This is a genomic window from Streptococcus sp. HMSC076H09 (assembly GCF_001811765.1).
GTDB classification, from domain to species: domain Bacteria; phylum Bacillota; class Bacilli; order Lactobacillales; family Streptococcaceae; genus Streptococcus; species Streptococcus agalactiae.
Window position 1 is genome coordinate 69,502 of record NZ_KV806586.1, and the last position, 15,086, is coordinate 84,587.

17 protein-coding genes are annotated in these 15,086 nt (G+C 32.3%); 7 read left to right on the forward strand and 10 right to left on the reverse strand.

Annotated features, from left to right (window positions below; genetic code table 11):
- Positions 1-8 precede the first annotated feature (8 nt).
- From glyS to HMPREF2818_RS00360, 6 genes are all read right to left on the reverse strand, one after another.
- Positions 9-2,048: a glycine--tRNA ligase subunit beta gene (glyS, locus tag HMPREF2818_RS00335; protein WP_000159093.1), complete on the reverse strand. Its 2,040-nt coding sequence runs from the start codon at positions 2,046-2,048 to the stop codon at positions 9-11.
- A gap of 3 nt (positions 2,049-2,051) precedes the next feature.
- Entirely contained in the window at positions 2,052-2,693 is a 642-nt protein-coding gene (locus HMPREF2818_RS00340; protein ID WP_001094117.1) for an FMN-dependent NADH-azoreductase, read from the reverse strand.
- Positions 2,693-3,607, reverse strand: coding sequence for a glycine--tRNA ligase subunit alpha (gene glyQ, locus HMPREF2818_RS00345; RefSeq protein ID WP_000038758.1), 915 nt, complete (start codon positions 3,605-3,607; stop codon positions 2,693-2,695). The genes HMPREF2818_RS00340 and glyQ overlap by 1 nt, the downstream gene beginning before the upstream one ends.
- Positions 3,608-3,919: 312 nt before the next feature.
- The gene (locus HMPREF2818_RS00350; RefSeq protein ID WP_000022337.1) at positions 3,920-4,462 is read right to left on the reverse strand and encodes an isoprenylcysteine carboxyl methyltransferase family protein; all 543 of its coding nucleotides are present in this window, start codon (positions 4,460-4,462) and stop codon (positions 3,920-3,922) included.
- Between the two features lie 118 nt (positions 4,463-4,580).
- Positions 4,581-5,729: an N-acetylglucosamine-6-phosphate deacetylase gene (gene nagA / locus HMPREF2818_RS00355; protein ID WP_000170470.1), complete on the reverse strand. Its 1,149-nt coding sequence runs from the start codon at positions 5,727-5,729 to the stop codon at positions 4,581-4,583.
- A gap of 277 nt (positions 5,730-6,006) precedes the next feature.
- Positions 6,007-6,714 carry a hypothetical protein gene (locus tag HMPREF2818_RS00360; RefSeq protein ID WP_000686999.1) on the reverse strand — a complete coding sequence of 236 codons (708 nt, stop codon included), beginning with the start codon at positions 6,712-6,714 and terminating at the stop codon, positions 6,007-6,009.
- Positions 6,715-6,905: 191 nt separating this feature from the next.
- Here HMPREF2818_RS00360 and HMPREF2818_RS00365 point away from each other — a divergent pair, with 191 nt between their 5' ends.
- From HMPREF2818_RS00365 to HMPREF2818_RS00385, 5 genes are all read left to right on the forward strand, one after another.
- Complete coding sequence (locus tag HMPREF2818_RS00365; protein WP_000613125.1) at positions 6,906-7,217, forward strand: PadR family transcriptional regulator; 312 nt, start codon at positions 6,906-6,908, stop codon at positions 7,215-7,217.
- A gap of 20 nt (positions 7,218-7,237) precedes the next feature.
- Positions 7,238-7,921 (forward strand): DUF1129 domain-containing protein, encoded by a 684-nt coding sequence (locus tag HMPREF2818_RS00370; RefSeq protein WP_000359381.1) that lies wholly within the window; start codon positions 7,238-7,240, stop codon positions 7,919-7,921.
- Positions 7,922-8,184: 263 nt separating this feature from the next.
- Complete coding sequence (locus HMPREF2818_RS00375; RefSeq protein ID WP_000755575.1) at positions 8,185-8,901, forward strand: ABC transporter ATP-binding protein; 717 nt, start codon at positions 8,185-8,187, stop codon at positions 8,899-8,901.
- Between the two features lie 2 nt (positions 8,902-8,903).
- On the forward strand, positions 8,904-10,001 hold the full coding sequence (locus HMPREF2818_RS00380; RefSeq protein WP_001219927.1) for an ABC transporter permease: 1,098 nt from the start codon (positions 8,904-8,906) through the stop codon (positions 9,999-10,001).
- A gap of 23 nt (positions 10,002-10,024) precedes the next feature.
- Positions 10,025-10,633 (forward strand): TetR/AcrR family transcriptional regulator, encoded by a 609-nt coding sequence (locus HMPREF2818_RS00385; RefSeq protein ID WP_000794361.1) that lies wholly within the window; start codon positions 10,025-10,027, stop codon positions 10,631-10,633.
- 134 nt (positions 10,634-10,767) lie between these two features.
- On the opposite strand, the gene HMPREF2818_RS00390 is transcribed toward HMPREF2818_RS00385, so the two are convergent.
- On the reverse strand, positions 10,768-10,929 hold the full coding sequence (locus HMPREF2818_RS00390; RefSeq protein ID WP_001872907.1) for a lipoprotein: 162 nt from the start codon (positions 10,927-10,929) through the stop codon (positions 10,768-10,770).
- Positions 10,930-11,214: 285 nt separating this feature from the next.
- Between HMPREF2818_RS00390 and HMPREF2818_RS00395 the strand changes: the two genes are divergently transcribed.
- The gene (locus tag HMPREF2818_RS00395) at positions 11,215-11,706 is read left to right on the forward strand and encodes an RNA polymerase sigma factor (protein WP_000025252.1); all 492 of its coding nucleotides are present in this window, start codon (positions 11,215-11,217) and stop codon (positions 11,704-11,706) included.
- Positions 11,703-12,650 carry a sigma factor regulator N-terminal domain-containing protein gene (locus HMPREF2818_RS00400; RefSeq protein ID WP_000598067.1) on the forward strand — a complete coding sequence of 316 codons (948 nt, stop codon included), beginning with the start codon at positions 11,703-11,705 and terminating at the stop codon, positions 12,648-12,650. Before HMPREF2818_RS00395 ends, HMPREF2818_RS00400 begins: the two co-directional genes overlap by 4 nt.
- Positions 12,651-12,909: 259 nt before the next feature.
- Here the strand turns inward: HMPREF2818_RS00400 and HMPREF2818_RS00405 are convergent, their stop codons facing one another.
- From HMPREF2818_RS00405 to HMPREF2818_RS00415, 3 genes are all read right to left on the reverse strand, one after another.
- Positions 12,910-13,590 carry a GNAT family N-acetyltransferase gene (locus HMPREF2818_RS00405; RefSeq protein WP_000503134.1) on the reverse strand — a complete coding sequence of 227 codons (681 nt, stop codon included), beginning with the start codon at positions 13,588-13,590 and terminating at the stop codon, positions 12,910-12,912.
- A 42-nt stretch (positions 13,591-13,632) separates the two neighbouring features.
- Positions 13,633-14,211, reverse strand: coding sequence for a GNAT family N-acetyltransferase (locus HMPREF2818_RS00410; RefSeq protein ID WP_000067087.1), 579 nt, complete (start codon positions 14,209-14,211; stop codon positions 13,633-13,635).
- A gap of 99 nt (positions 14,212-14,310) precedes the next feature.
- Positions 14,311-14,871, reverse strand: coding sequence for a GNAT family N-acetyltransferase (locus HMPREF2818_RS00415; RefSeq protein ID WP_001031783.1), 561 nt, complete (start codon positions 14,869-14,871; stop codon positions 14,311-14,313).
- Positions 14,872-15,086: the final 215 nt, after the last annotated feature.

A 15,086-nucleotide genomic window follows, 5' to 3' on the forward strand; every position in this document is an offset into this window, starting at 1 on the left:
ATGCCTCCTTATTTTGTGTTTAATAAGTTAAAAGCAGCGACTGTTCTTGCTTTTGCAACAAGGCTATTGAGTAAAGCCAGACGATTTTGTTTCATTTTTTCATCATCTGTCATTACCATTGTATTATCAAAGAAATCATTAATAATTGGACTAAGTGCGAAAAGCTTATCTAAGTTGTCATGCATATCCTCAGTCAGTTCAAGTGACAAAATAGCTTGATATAGCGCCTTCTCCTGATTATTTTCAAACAATGAATAGTCCACCGATACAGAATGAGTAACTTTTTCAGCTAAATTAAATGCACGTGACAAACTTTCAACGGAAACTTTATATTGAGCATCCTTGCTCTTTTGCACCAATGCTTGGCTAGCTTCTAGAATAAGGCTAACAATATAAGTGTCTGATTCTAAAACGGCTTCTCGAATATCTTTAGGGACCTTAGAGCCAATCATCTTTTCAATACGAGCTGAAATAAAGGCCATGACCTCTTTTTGATTAGCATAATCTAAACTAGCAAACGATAGACCATAAAGGTTAGTTACTAATTCATCAAGTGGGATATCCCAACCAAAAGCTTCCAAAATACGGACAATCCCCTGAGTAGCTCGACGAAGAGCATATGGATCATTTGAACCGCTTGGAATCAAACCAACTGAGAAGAATGAAAGTAAGGTGTCAAATTTATCAGCTAACGCTAGAATTGCACCAACTCTGGTTTCTGGAAGCTCTCCATCGGCCGATGTCGGCATATAATGTTCACGTATCGCTGCTGCTACTGCGGGCTGTTCCCCTGCAAGTAAGGCATATTTCTCACCCATAATACCTTGTAATTCATCAAACTCATCAACCATTCCAGTTAAGAGGTCAAATTTATAAATACTTGCAGCTCGAAGCACAGCTAATTTTTCTTCATCAGAAAGATCTGCCTTCTCAGCCAAATATTGTGAAATAACTTTTACACGATCCATATGTTCATAAAGTGAACCAATTTTTTCATGGAAAGTTACTTGTTTTAATTTCTCAACTAAATCTGCAATATTAAGTTTCTGATCTTCTTGCCAGAAGAATTCACCATCTTCGAGACGAGCCACTAAAACTTTTTCATTACCTTTTATAACATTTTCGATATGCTCAGCATTTCCATTACGCACAGAAATAAAGTTTGGTAACAATTTTCCATCCCTGTCGCGAACAACAAAATAGCGTTGATGATTTTTCATTGAAGTGACTAAAACTTCTTCAGGTACATCAAGGTATTTCTCGTCAAAAGAACCCAAGAATGCTGTCGGATACTCAACTAAATTAAGCACTTCATTTAGTAAATCTTCGTCAATTTCAACTGAAATATTTTCCTTTTCTTCGATAGCATGAATTTGATCAACGATCATTTGCTGGCGTTCTTTTGCATCAGCAATAACAAATTGTTGTCGCAAGTCATCTTCATACGAACTAGCAGATAAAATTTCAGTGTCAGAACCCAAGAAACGGTGCCCTCGACTAATACGCCCTGAATGAATATCAAGGAAGTCTAGCTCTAAGGCTTGATCATCTAATAATACCACTAAAGTGTGAACTGGACGAATATATTCAAAACTATTATTTGCCCAATGCATGTTCACTGGGAAAGTCAATTCTGTTAATACCTCTGTCACACTTGCTAAAACATCAATCGCACTTTTTCCAGTTTCATGCTTAGTGACATAAACATATTCTTCTCCCTTAACTTCACGAAATTCGATATCATCAACACTTAAACCTTTTCCGCGAACAAAACCTTGGGCTGCTTTAGAAAAATTCCCTTCTGCATCCAAAGCAATTTTCTTAGAAGGACCCTTGAAATCTTCTGTTAAATCTGTCTGCTGGTCTGCCAATCCTTTAACACGAACAGCCAAACGACGTGGAGTTGAAAAAGTTTGAACAGTTTCAAATGATAAACGATGATCCTCTAAAAACTTGACCATTTTTTGGCCCAATTGCTTCTCACTCGGTGTCACAACATAAGCTGGCAACTCTTCAAGGCCAAGCTCCAATAATAAATCTTTAGTCATTTCCTACTCCTTACTGTAAAACGCTTCAAATGCTTCTCTTAAATCCTGATTCATCTTATCAAGAACAACCTGCCTATCTAAAATATCGGTACCTTCTGCACGAACAACACAGAAATCATCAAAAGCCATAAAATCTTTAAAGATAGCTTTTAAATAATGAACAGGAAATTCATATGGACTATATTGTCCTTTAGAATAAATAGAACCCGCAGATTCTAACATAAGCAGACGATAGTCATCTGTCATTAATCCGACCGAACCATTTTCAGTGTACTTGAAAGTCTCACCTGCAATAAAAATATTATCAATATAAGTTTTTGCTCTAGCAGTCACATTGTAATTGTGCATTGGAGAAACAAAGACAATACGGTGATGTGACTTAAACTGTTCAAGTAAATCTTTAGAGATTTTAGCTTGAACAATCTCATCGGCTGTTAATTCCAAACCCTTTCTTTGTTTAGACCAAATCGAAAGTAGTACTTCTTTCGTAATTTCTGGCAAAACACAATCATATAAATTTAAAATAGATAACTGATGGTTAGGAAAATGCTCATTATAAAGTTCAATAAACTTTTCTTGTAGAATAGTTGTAAATGAGTACGGATTCGAAAAATCAGGATGACTATTAACAATGAGTGTGTTCATTAGTCTTCCTCAGCAAGTAATTTGATACGAGTTTCCTCATCCAAAAGTGGGAAACCAAGTTTTTTACGTTCGGCAACAAAGGTTTTAGCAACAACACGTGCTAAATTCCGGATACGTGCAATATAGCCTGCACGCTCAGTAACAGATACTGCTCCACGTGCATCTAATAAATTAAAGGTGTGTGAACATTTAAGGACGTAGTCATAAGCTGGATGAACAAGTCCTTCTTCTAAAGCACGTTTTGCTTCTCTTTCAAACTTCTCAAAGTTTTCAAGTAACATTACTTGGTCTGATATCTCAAATGAATATTTTGAATGCTCATACTCTGGCTGAGTAAAGATTTCACCATATTTAACACCTGGTGCCCACTCAATATCATAAACAGAATCTACCTCTTGAATATAAGAGGCTAAACGCTCTAGTCCATAAGTAACTTCAGAAGTTACAGGACCTGTTTGAAGTCCACCTACTTGTTGGAAATAAGTAAATTGTGTTATTTCCATTCCATCAAGCCAAACTTCCCAACCTAATCCAGCTGAACCTGTAGATGGATTTTCCCAGTTATCTTCAACAAAACGGATATCATGCTCAAGTGGATTGATACCTAGTAATTCCAAAGACTTCAAATAAAGTTCTTGAACATTTGACGGCGAAGGCTTCATTACCACTTGAAATTGATGATGTTGGTAAAGACGGTTTGGATTTTCACCATAGCGGCCGTCAGCTGGACGACGTGATGGTTCAACGTATGCAGCATTCCAAGGCTCAGGGCCTATAGCACGTAAGAAAGTATAAGGGCTCATTGTCCCTGCTCCTTTCTCATTATCATAAGCTTGCATTAACATACAGCCTTGGTCATTCCAAAACTGTTGTAAAGTTAGAATAATTTCTTGAAAAGTTAATTTCTTAGACATCATTTTCCTTCTTTCATACTTTATTACAGCTGTTGGGAAGACGACAACAATTGACTCAAAACGGATAAATGATAAAAACCACGTCCTACACCACCTATGCCCAACAGCACAGGGGCGTCAAAGACGCGGTTCCACCCTAATTTATTACTTCATTTTTGATTGTACTTTTACTCACTAAAAAGTGCCAATATTCATCCTATTCTACCCAACTTTCACTACCTTGAGCTCGCTAAAAAAACAGCTGATGAACACCTCTTCTTACTGAGACAGTATAACAAAAAATGACTTTTATGTCTACTATTTATCTTATTCTTAAGATACCCTAGACTTTTTGATTCCATTTGGAATAATGATCGTTTTTAATAATAAGTTTTCTTCACGAATTCTTAAATAAATAACAAAAGCATAAATTGGCAAGACAAATAATGCTGTGTATTTAGCATGACACAATAAAGTTACACCTAAAAGTTCAGGAGCAATATTTAAGAAATAGTTAGGATGCTTAACAACCCTAAATAGCCAGTGATCTACAAATTGATGATTTTTATCTACCATTAATTTCACTGTCCAAATACGACCAAGTAAACGTGTTACTGTATGTAACATAAACACAGAAAAAATCATCAAGCTAAGCCCGATTACGCTAACAAAATTAAAACTTGCTTTTGTTAGAATAGCCTCAGTTACAGATGAAAAATAAATGATAATATGAAGAACTGTGATTGCTTTTGAAACACCTACACCATATTCTTTAGCACCATTTTTTCTTAAGGCCTTTTCATTAGCTATAGATAGCTTTAAATAAGCTAAACGAATGATAAACATAGCGGCCATTAACCCAATAATAATTGACATTGTAAACTCCTATTGTTTTGTATTATATTACAACATTATAAGAAAAAATAGTTTTATTGTCAAACTATATTTCATTAAAAATTAATAAATTAAAAAGAACTAGTAAAAACTAGTTCTTTCAAGATTGCCAACGTTTTTCTCCATCAAGGTATGTTGCAACTAAATCTAGATGTTTATCTAATACAATAAAATCCGCTGCATAGCCTTCTTTTATCTGTCCACAGACATTATCAATGCCTACAGACACTGCTGGAACATAACTCGCCATACGCACTGCCTCTTCCGGAGTAGCAATTCCCCATTCTACAACATTTTTTAATCCATCTTTGAGCTTAAGGATAGAACCAGCTAAATTCCCTCCATCTTTCAAACGCGCAGTTCCATTAGACACAACCACGGGCAATTCCCCTAACATATAATCTCCATCAGGGGCACCTCCAGCTGCCATACAATCTGTTATTAATGCCACATGATTATGGCCTTTTTGTGTCATTAAAATGTCACAAGCAACAGGATCAACGTGATGACCATCGCAAATGAGTTCGGCATAAGTATTAGGTAAATTATAAACCGCACCAACCATACCTGGTTCTCGGTGTGTCAAACCACGCATACCATTATACGCATGTACCCAAACTGAGGCACCCGCCTTCACTGCCTTTTTAGCTTCTTTATATGTTCCATTAGAATGACCTAAAGCTACCGTAACACCTTGCTTTGTGATTGCTGAGACAAATTCCTCAACTCCCTCACGTTCTGGTGCCAAAGCAATTTTTGTAATCAAGCCTTTTGCAGCCTTCTGCCATTGAGCAAACTCTTCCAAGTTTGGATTTCTCATATAAATCGGATTTTGAGCTCCTTTATATTCCTCAGTAAAATATGGTCCCTCAAAATAGATGCCTTGAATTTTTGCTCCTTGTTCTTTGCCCGCTACTGCCGCAACTGATTTAGATGCCTCTTCTAGTCGCTTTGTATCTGAAGTTAGGGTTGTCGGCAAGAAAGATGTGACTCCAGTAGATAGCAAGCCAGCACTCATTCGCAAAATTCCTTCTGAATCACAATCCATAACATCAGCGCCAGCAAAACCATGAATATGTGTATCAACTAAACCAGGTGCTATTTGGTAACCTGAATAATCTAAAATCTCCTCTTGTCCAGAAATATTTTCTATCCATTTACCAAAGTGATTATCTTTTATTTCTAAATAACCGTTTTCCTTTACATGATCAGCATAAAAGAATCGGTCAGCCTTGATGTACTTCGTCATCTTCTTCCCCCCATTCACTCTCATTATAACGCTTTAAGGTATTTTTGTAAATGGTATATACCTATTTTTTGAAAAGTCATGATTTATTCTAAGAAAGAACTATACACTTGTTATAAACCACTTCACTTGGTTGTACTTTCAAGGTTTTAATTGCTGTTGCTCATAATTCTTTTCCTTCTCCAAAACTATCAATTGCTAATTCTCTTATAGTTTTTGATGAGAATGGCTAATTAAAAAGCATAGCAAAAAAGTCTAGTAAAACTAGACTTTCAGGGTTTTACTGAGCAACACCCGTCCCATTAGTAGCAGGTGCAGTACCAGTTCCTGGAGTCGGAACAGTATTGTTAACCCCTGGAGTAACTGGTGTATTATTCGTTTGCGGTTGCTCATAAGTTGGTGCTACATTCTGATTAACGTAACTAGAAGTATCCTGACTAGCAGGATTAGCTGTCCCTTGTTCTGTAGTTTCAGCTACTGAACTAGAGGGAGTTTGATTCCCAATCAAACCATATTGTGTCTTAACAGTATCAATACGTTTTTGTAAAGCTTCTTTAGATTCTTTGACAGTTAACTTATTGACTGCTGCTTCAGCTTTTAACACATTTTCTTCTGAAGGGGCTTGTTCTAGAATTTCTACTAAATCTGTAGCATCTTTGGTAGCTTTCTTATCTGCTTCGTCTTTAAGATACTTATCTTTTGCTTTCTTAAAACGTTTTTGCAAAGCTTCTTTTTTAGAAGAATTGGACAATTTATTTAAAGCAAGTTCGACATCCTTCAATAATTTTTCTGAAGGTTTCTTCTCAAATTTATCTAACATATCTTGTGCCTCAGTTAATTGAGAATCACTGACATGGTTAACACTGCTTTCTACAGTATCCATTTGAGTAGTGCCATGATCTTTAAATAAGAAAAACGTAACAGAAGCAAAAATTAATAAAATAATACTAGCAATAAGTGCTAAAAATTCTTTTTTATCTATTTTCATACTCACTCCTAAAGTTTCTTCACATTATTATAACATAAACTAAAGGACATAAACAAACCTATTTTAGAAGAATCATCGTCTATCACTCTTATTTTCTACCGGTAACTTAGTTATATTTGACATCTCAACTACTTTGTATTACAATGTAGCTATTCCGGTAACTTGTATTACAATATAGACAAGGATATAATATGATTCCATCACAAATGCTAAAAGGATTACTTGAAGGAGCTATCCTAAAAATCATACAGCAAGAGGAGACTTATGCTTATGAAATCTCAAAAAAATTAAATTCTTATGGTTTTGGGGAAATTTCCGAAGGGACAATCTACCCCATTATCTTAAGGCTACAAAGCAATAAATATATAAAAGGACAACAAAAGCCTTCCCCTCAAGGACCTAAACGTAAATATTATACGTTAACCAATGAAGGCGTGGAGCAATTAGTCCAATTTAAACAGAATTGGGAGTCACTTAGTAAAGCATTAAACAAACTACTCTAAAAATTGGAGAGGAAACTAGCATGGATAAATTGAAAAAATTACAAAAAGAAAATACACTATTAGAAGGAAGAATTGATAACTCTAATAACCAAACCTATACAGATATGATTGTCTATTTGCGAGGTGCTAGCATTAGCCCCTACCACCAGGAGCTCATTCGAAATGATATTGTCAATATGTTATTAGAAGCACAAGAGCGACAAGCAAGTTTAGTTAGTGTATTTGGAGAAGATAGGCACGACTTTATAAACCAAGTTATTAAATCTACACCTAAAATCTCTAAGAAAGAAGAAACATTACAACGTTGGGATTTAGCCATTTTACTACTAACTATCCAAATGATTATCTTTTTAGGAGGATATCTCATTACTGAAGCACTTCAACAGTCAGTACCAGATCTAATCCCTATTACTCTATTAGATGTTCTTTTTGCAATCTTTATCAGTATTATTGCTGTCAAGATAGCTGATACCATAATATATGCTACATATAACTTCGATAAATCGAAAGAAAAGAAATATTTCTTTCGATATATGTTTCTAATTCTTTCGCTTATCATAGCTTATATCCTTATAGGAAAATATTGTCATCTTCCTTTCATTAATATCCCCCTTTGGATTTATTTAATTATACTGGGACTTAGCTTCTCTCTTCATATCATTGTTAAAAAATACCTGAATAAACATTATTATATTGAATTTTAAAAGAGGTATAACTATATAAAAAATAAAACGACAAGGATATTCTTAGTCGTTTTATTCTGTGCCCATTTTCACGAATGCTCTCCATGCAACTGATTTTTAAGATAAAAAATTAGTTATCTCAAATAAGCCATTTTATTGACTATTATAGTATATTAACTTCCTATCAACTCTTTTATTGACAAGCCTGTCTTTACACACTATAATATATGATATCAAATAGGTGAGTAAACACTCACTCACTGATAGAGGAGCAAAAAGTTATCATGAAAAAAGTCATCGATTTAAAAAAACTACAAAAAGCATATGCCTCAGAAACTGTTTTAAATAATATTAATTTGGAGGTGTTTAAAGGCGAAATAATTGGATTAATAGGACCCTCTGGAGCAGGGAAATCTACCTTGATTAAAACTATGCTTGGCATGGAAAAAGCAGATAAGGGAACAGCTCTTGTTCTTGATACTCAAATGCCAGATCGTAATATTTTAAATCAAATTGGCTATATGGCTCAATCTGATGCCTTATACGAATCTTTAACTGCCTTAGAAAATTTATTATTCTTTGGAAAAATGAAAGGTATTCAAAAAACTGAATTAAAACAGCAGATAACTCATATTTCTAAAGTAGTAGATCTAGAAAACCAACTTGATAAATTTGTCTCAGGTTACTCAGGAGGTATGAAAAGACGGCTTTCTCTAGCCATCGCCCTACTTGGAAACCCCACAGTTTTAATCCTAGATGAACCTACCGTTGGAATTGATCCATCCTTGAGGAGAAAAATCTGGCAAGAGCTAATTAATATTAAGGATGAAGGACGTTCTATCTTTATTACAACCCACGTTATGGATGAAGCAGAATTAACAAGTAAGGTTGCACTACTATTACGTGGAAACATTATTGCCTTTGATACTCCATTACATTTAAAAAAACAATTTAATGTGAGTACTATTGAGGAAGTTTTCTTAAAAGCTGAAGGAGAATAATCATGAGAATTATTGCAATAACTGAAAAGGTTATAAAAGAACTGTTTCGTGATAAAAGAACACTTGCTATGATGTTTTTAGCACCTATTTTAATTATGTTTTTGATGAATGTTATGTTTTCTGCGAATAGTAATACAAAAGTTAAGATTGGAACTATTAACGTTAACACGAAGGTCGTTTCAAATTTAGATAATATTAAGCATATTCAAGTGAGATCATTTAAATTTAACTCATCTGCTAAAAAAGCACTCAAATCAAATAAAATTGATGCTCTTATTTCGGAGGACAATAAATCCTATACTGTCTTCTATGCGAATACAGATTCTTCAAAGACGACTTTAACAAGACAAGCTTTTAAAACCGCTGTTAATACAATGAACAGTAAGGAACTGATTTCGCAAGTTAAAATTTTAGCTAATAAGAATCCGAAACTAGCACAATCCTTACAAACTCGCTCCAAATATATCAAAGAAAAATATAATTACGGAAATAAAAATACAGGCTTTTTTGCAAAAATGATACCAATACTAATGGGATTTATGGTCTTCTTCTTTGTTTTTTTAATTTCTGGAATGGCTTTATTAAAAGAGCGTACTTCTGGTACACTTGATCGACTCCTTGCAACTCCTGTTAAACGTAGTGATATTGTATTTGGATATATGTTATCATACGGCATTCTAGCAATTATTCAAACGGTAGTTATCGTTTTATCAACTATTTGGCTACTAGATATTCAAGTTGTAGGTAGTATTTTTAGTGTCATCATTGTCAATTTTATTTTGGCTCTGGTTGCCTTATCATTAGGAATCTTAATGTCTACTCTAGCAAAATCAGAATTTCAAATGATGCAATTTATTCCCTTAATTATAATGCCTCAATTATTCTTTTCAGGAATAATCCCTCTAGAAAATATGGCAAGTTGGGCTCAGACAGTCGGTAAAATTCTACCGCTATCCTACTCTGGTGATGCACTTACAAAAATAATTATGTACGGTCAAGGATTACCTAACGTTTCTTCAAATCTTCTGGTACTTCTTCTATTTTTAATTATTTTAACCATCGCAAATATCTTTGGACTAAAACGATACCGTAAAGTATAATACCATTTGAAAAGGAACTAAGTATGAAAAATAATATTATTTTTTCTATTGAACAATATATTAATGACCAAGAGATGCCAAAAGGAAAACAAAAAGTTATTTTATCCGCTATAGAGCTCTTTGCCTCACAAGGCTTCCATGGAACTTCCACTGCTCAACTAGCTAAAAATGCAGAAGTTAGCCAAGCAACTATATATAAATATTTTGAAACTAAAGACAAGCTTTTGGTCTTTATTCTCGAGTTAATCGTACAAACTATTGGACGCCCCTTCTTTACAGAATTATCTACATTTTCTACTAAAGAGGAACTAATTCATTTCTTTGTACAGGACCGTTTTAAATTTATTGAAAAAAATAATGATCTCATTAAAATATTGATGCAAGAATTATTAATCAATAGTGAAACATCAACTATTTTTACTAAGCTGATAAATTCAACTGATCCAAACATTACTAAAATTTTCAACTGTTTAAGTGAAGGAAATTCGTTGAATAAAATGGAAATACTTCGAGCAGTCATCGGACAGTTCATTACTTTCTTTATTCAATTATATATCCTTAATATAAAGCCTGAAAATCTAGAGGAAGAACTAAAACAAATAGAAAAACAAATATTAAAATTACTGAGCTAGATAATACTTCTAAATTTAAAGAAAGCATTCAATCTACTCTACATCTCATTAAAAATACCATCGTATACTCTACTCTATCAAAAGATACATTTAAATAATTCACCATTATTTCTTGTTCATGTTCTTTAGGTAGGCTAACTGTTCTTTTTTATCATATTTTTACCTTTCTTCACTTCTGATTGCTTGCTATTTTTTACTTCGTTTGACTGACTTTTAGGTCCCCTATTCATTTGACAGCCTACTAGTAACATCCCAATAATAGATATGGGAATTAACCATTTTATATATTTTTTCATCATGCTCTCTTTTCTTAAAAACTACTTCTTATGTCAAGTACCTAATAAAAATAATTATTTTTTACAAGATTTTAAAACCAATGTTAGTCTCACAAAATTTTTACGATTTTATATTATTATTTAGAGCTAACATATGAACTAAAAACAAGTTTATTATTTTATCTTTAATTTTTACCATCACCTGATTTTTAATATATATATAAATTATTTTTTTATGTAACCAATGCTCTCTTTAATTCGTTATATTAATGAAGAGGGCTTAATATAATAGCGAAAGGAGGTAAAATATCAATTTTAGATGACTATAAAAAAGAATTACTAGTTATTTCACATCAAATAATAGCTTACCTTATTAAGTCAGGTGTTAATCCTAGTCAAGCACAGGATGTTACTCAAGACGTCTTTTTACAAATACTAGAATCTGATTTCTCCCTTCCACTTGACAAAATAAAAGCTTGGATGTATCGTACTACAATTAGGAGGTATATTGATCTTTATCGAAGAAATAAACGCTATAACGAAATCCTGCAAAAAGAATTCTTTATAGAAAATAATTTGTATTACACCGAATCAGAGAAGTTTTTTGAATTACATGAAGCAATATTACACTTGAAAAAAGATTATCAAACTTTAATAGATTTATATTATTTTAATGATTTTTCAATTAAAGAAATATCTGAAATTACTGGACAATCACAAAGTACAATTAAAATAAGACTTATGCGAGCTAGAAGAGAAGTTAAAAAATATTTAGAAAAGGATAATTTTAAAATATGATAAAAACAAAGTTTAGTGATCCACTGGAACAATTAGCCAAAAAAAGGAAAAGGAAAACATTATTCAAGACAGTAGTATTGGCATTAATAACTGTACTATTAGTAGTTGGAATAGCTTTTAAAGGATTTACATATTTAACTTCAAAAAATGGTCAAAAAACATATCATAACTTTGAACTACTTTCTGAAATAGCATATCCAAATATTTCCTATGATAGTCTCTATTACCAGCCAAGCGGTCAGTTTACTGGTAAAGTACATGCTGATAGATTTAAAGATATCGATGGGGTTCAAATTCCATATTCTAGTTTTGAAGAAAATTATAGTATCTCAGGTACTTTTGGCACAAATGCTGATGAAAAATCAGAAAAGAATGGCTTGTATGATCGAGGTACTAGACAAAAAGTTCCACAATTTTTCAATAAAAATGTTAAGTATAAAAAAGGAGAAGCCAAAACAACTCCAACAAATGATTTAAAATATGTAAATAAATTGAATAATGATCTTATTGAAATTGCAATAACTTTTGATAAGTCCTATAGTTACAAAGAAATAAAAACAATGATACCAAATAATATAAAACAAAATTGGTTATGGATAGGTACAAGCACAGAATTAGATACATCATATTGGCCAACAAAGTATCAATTCGGTACAGATCCTGAAACTTTGAATACACCACAAATATTCATAGATAAAATAAAAGAAAACTTAAAAGGTAACTCAAAAGTATACTTTAATAATATAAATATCTACTCAGATTTAGAAAAGTATGCCAAAAAATACGACAAGGTAAATAATAGCGACAAATTAAAATTTTCGGGAATAATATTAACAGGCAAAGCCGAAAACTTTAAACAACTTAAAGAAAAAGAATGGGTACATGCTTCAAGTATAGGGGCAAACATAGAATATAAGCCCTATTATAAATTAGATAAAGAATGATAATTAATTGTTAAAAAATTTATTTGGTAATTTTATGTAACTTTTACAGTTAATAACTCATAGAAAAAAAGACAAGATAATAATCTTGACTTTTTTCTTTGATGCCCGCGACCAAAGTCGAGCTGGCACGTCCGTGAGGACACCCGATTTTGAGTCCTACCATGCACCTTTAAAAGTTAATAAACATTTATTTAACAAAGTTTAAGATGTTAGCTAAAAAAACATGTAATTTTGAAATTTTAGTGATTAATGAATGACTCTATTTTGTCTTCTGCTCAATGCTTGATAGTGATCTGATTTGATACCCATTTACATCAAAGTTTGAATCATCTAGCCATTTTTCAAACCGTGTTTTTTTCTCTGGCCACTCTTTATCTAAAATAGAATACCAATTTGTATCTCTGTTACGACCCTTATATACGACAGCTTGTCTAAAAGTTCCTTCAAAAGTAAAACCAAGTCGTTTTGCAGAATTATTAGATGGTGCATTCAAACTATCACATTTCCACTCATAACGGCGGTAACAGAGTTCTTCAAAAACATATTTCATAACCAAATATTGAGCTTCTGTTGCTATCCTTGTTTGTTTTAGTTTTGATGAATAAACCACCCATCCCATTTCAACAACTCTATTTTTTGTATCAATACGCATTAATGAAAAAGTCCCTAATGCTTTACCAGTATTATTATCAACAATAGCTAAATAATAAGGATCTTCTGATTTTAATAGAGTTTGGAAAAAGACATCAAATTCATTCTTACTATTAAATTTGCTAAAAGATATATAAGTTAAACTATCTTCAGTAGACAATTCTCCATAAACTTGAAATAAGTCTTCAAAATGATCTGGATTTATTTTTTCTATTCTAACTGTTTTCCCATTAAGTGTATCAATCTTCGGATTTTTACCTTCCGTAAAATTTTCAACGACATCACCCACTGGCTGATTAAAAAGATTATATCTAATTCTCTACATCTCAGACTATTTAGTATTAACTTTATTAAAATATTCTTCTTTTAAAATAGAATAATACGCTCTTGTTTTCCACTCACCTTTTGGATTTTTTGCAAGATGACGAAGTTCGCCCTCTTTTTTCATACCTAAACGTTCCATAACATTTCCAGACTTTTTATTATTAATGTCGAAACGAGCATAAATTCTTTCCAAGTCTAGATATTCAAAACCAACTGACATTAATTTTGAACAAGCTTCTGTCATATAACCTTTACCACTATAATTTTTATTTAATATATAACCGAATTCTGCTGAAAACTCATCTCTAATTTCTAATTCTATAATACCAATCATTTTATTTGATTCTGTCTCAATCATCGCATAGATTCCTAATGGTGATTTCATACAGACATTCGCCAAAACCATTTGTGCTTCTTCTGTGGTATTGGCTTTATATCGTTGCATATAAAATACGGTTTCAGAATCAGATGAAAATTCTAAAAAGTCATTTATATTAGATAAATCAACAGGCTGAAGTCGTAGTCTTTCCGTTAGTAATGTAGTGCACATTGCTAACTTACAATATAGTATATCCAAATTACTCATTTCTAACCAATATTCCTTCCTTAATTATCTATAAACCACTTCAATAATCTCCAAAAACACAATATTATAAGCTTTAAATTTCTTTGTAAGTCTATAAAATTATTCTAAATTATTATTATGTAAATTTATACTATAAATCAGTTTATCTGTCCATTTTCCATTCTCAAATGAAAAATCTTTTCGAGTTGTCTCATAGGTTAATCCCAATCTTCTAACCAAATTTTCCGATCGTTCATTCCCAGGAGTAATCTGTGCTTCAATATGATGAAAACCTAATTTTTCATAAGTACTATTAAGTAATGCCAAGATTGACTCAAATGCATAGCCATTACTCCAAAATTGATTATGAAAAACATATCCCAATTCTCCCCATTGCATATCTGCTCTTGCAAGGGTAACAATATTTAACATTCCTACGTGCTCACCGCTTTTTAGAAAAACACCAAATATATATACTATGTCACTTTCCCATTCTTTCCTTTGTAAATTTACTAAATTTTTAAACCAATTAATGTCACACATAGACATATCAAGTATCCCATCATCAAATGGAGTTAAAGATGGTCCACGATTCATAAAACTAGTATACCAACTATCATAATCACTTTCTTCTAGTGGCCTTATAATAAGTCTCTCTGATTCTAAAAAAAATTTATTCAATTTTTATTTCCTTTCTTCCAGAGTAAATAAATAAGTGTGTTTTAATTAAAATTTCCATAATATTACCTCCTTGAAAAGTTATTAACTACATTATAAAAAATACAATAATAAAAAACAAATATAAGTAATTTTAGGTAACTTTTCACAATAAATTATCTAACAAAACAAAAAAGACAAGGTATAGAAACCTTATCTTTTAAAGTATACCGGCGGCC

Bases quoted from the DNA above. Each gene is read 5' to 3' on its own strand.
- glyS (WP_000159093.1), bottom strand. From the start codon at position 2,048: ATGACTAAAGATTTATTATTGGAGCTTGGCCTTGAAGAGTTGCCAGCT.
- HMPREF2818_RS00340 (WP_001094117.1), bottom strand. From the start codon at position 2,693: ATGAACACACTCATTGTTAATAGTCATCCTGATTTTTCGAATCCGTAC.
- glyQ (WP_000038758.1), bottom strand. From the start codon at position 3,607: ATGTCTAAGAAATTAACTTTTCAAGAAATTATTCTAACTTTACAACAG.
- HMPREF2818_RS00350 (WP_000022337.1), bottom strand. From the start codon at position 4,462: ATGTCAATTATTATTGGGTTAATGGCCGCTATGTTTATCATTCGTTTA.
- nagA (WP_000170470.1), bottom strand. From the start codon at position 5,729: ATGACGAAGTACATCAAGGCTGACCGATTCTTTTATGCTGATCATGTA.
- HMPREF2818_RS00360 (WP_000686999.1), bottom strand. From the start codon at position 6,714: ATGAAAATAGATAAAAAAGAATTTTTAGCACTTATTGCTAGTATTATT.
- HMPREF2818_RS00365 (WP_000613125.1), top strand. From the start codon at position 6,906: ATGATTCCATCACAAATGCTAAAAGGATTACTTGAAGGAGCTATCCTA.
- HMPREF2818_RS00370 (WP_000359381.1), top strand. From the start codon at position 7,238: ATGGATAAATTGAAAAAATTACAAAAAGAAAATACACTATTAGAAGGA.
- HMPREF2818_RS00375 (WP_000755575.1), top strand. From the start codon at position 8,185: ATGAAAAAAGTCATCGATTTAAAAAAACTACAAAAAGCATATGCCTCA.
- HMPREF2818_RS00380 (WP_001219927.1), top strand. From the start codon at position 8,904: ATGAGAATTATTGCAATAACTGAAAAGGTTATAAAAGAACTGTTTCGT.
- HMPREF2818_RS00385 (WP_000794361.1), top strand. From the start codon at position 10,025: ATGAAAAATAATATTATTTTTTCTATTGAACAATATATTAATGACCAA.
- HMPREF2818_RS00390 (WP_001872907.1), bottom strand. From the start codon at position 10,929: ATGAAAAAATATATAAAATGGTTAATTCCCATATCTATTATTGGGATG.
- HMPREF2818_RS00400 (WP_000598067.1), top strand. From the start codon at position 11,703: ATGATAAAAACAAAGTTTAGTGATCCACTGGAACAATTAGCCAAAAAA.
- HMPREF2818_RS00410 (WP_000067087.1), bottom strand. From the start codon at position 14,211: ATGAGTAATTTGGATATACTATATTGTAAGTTAGCAATGTGCACTACA.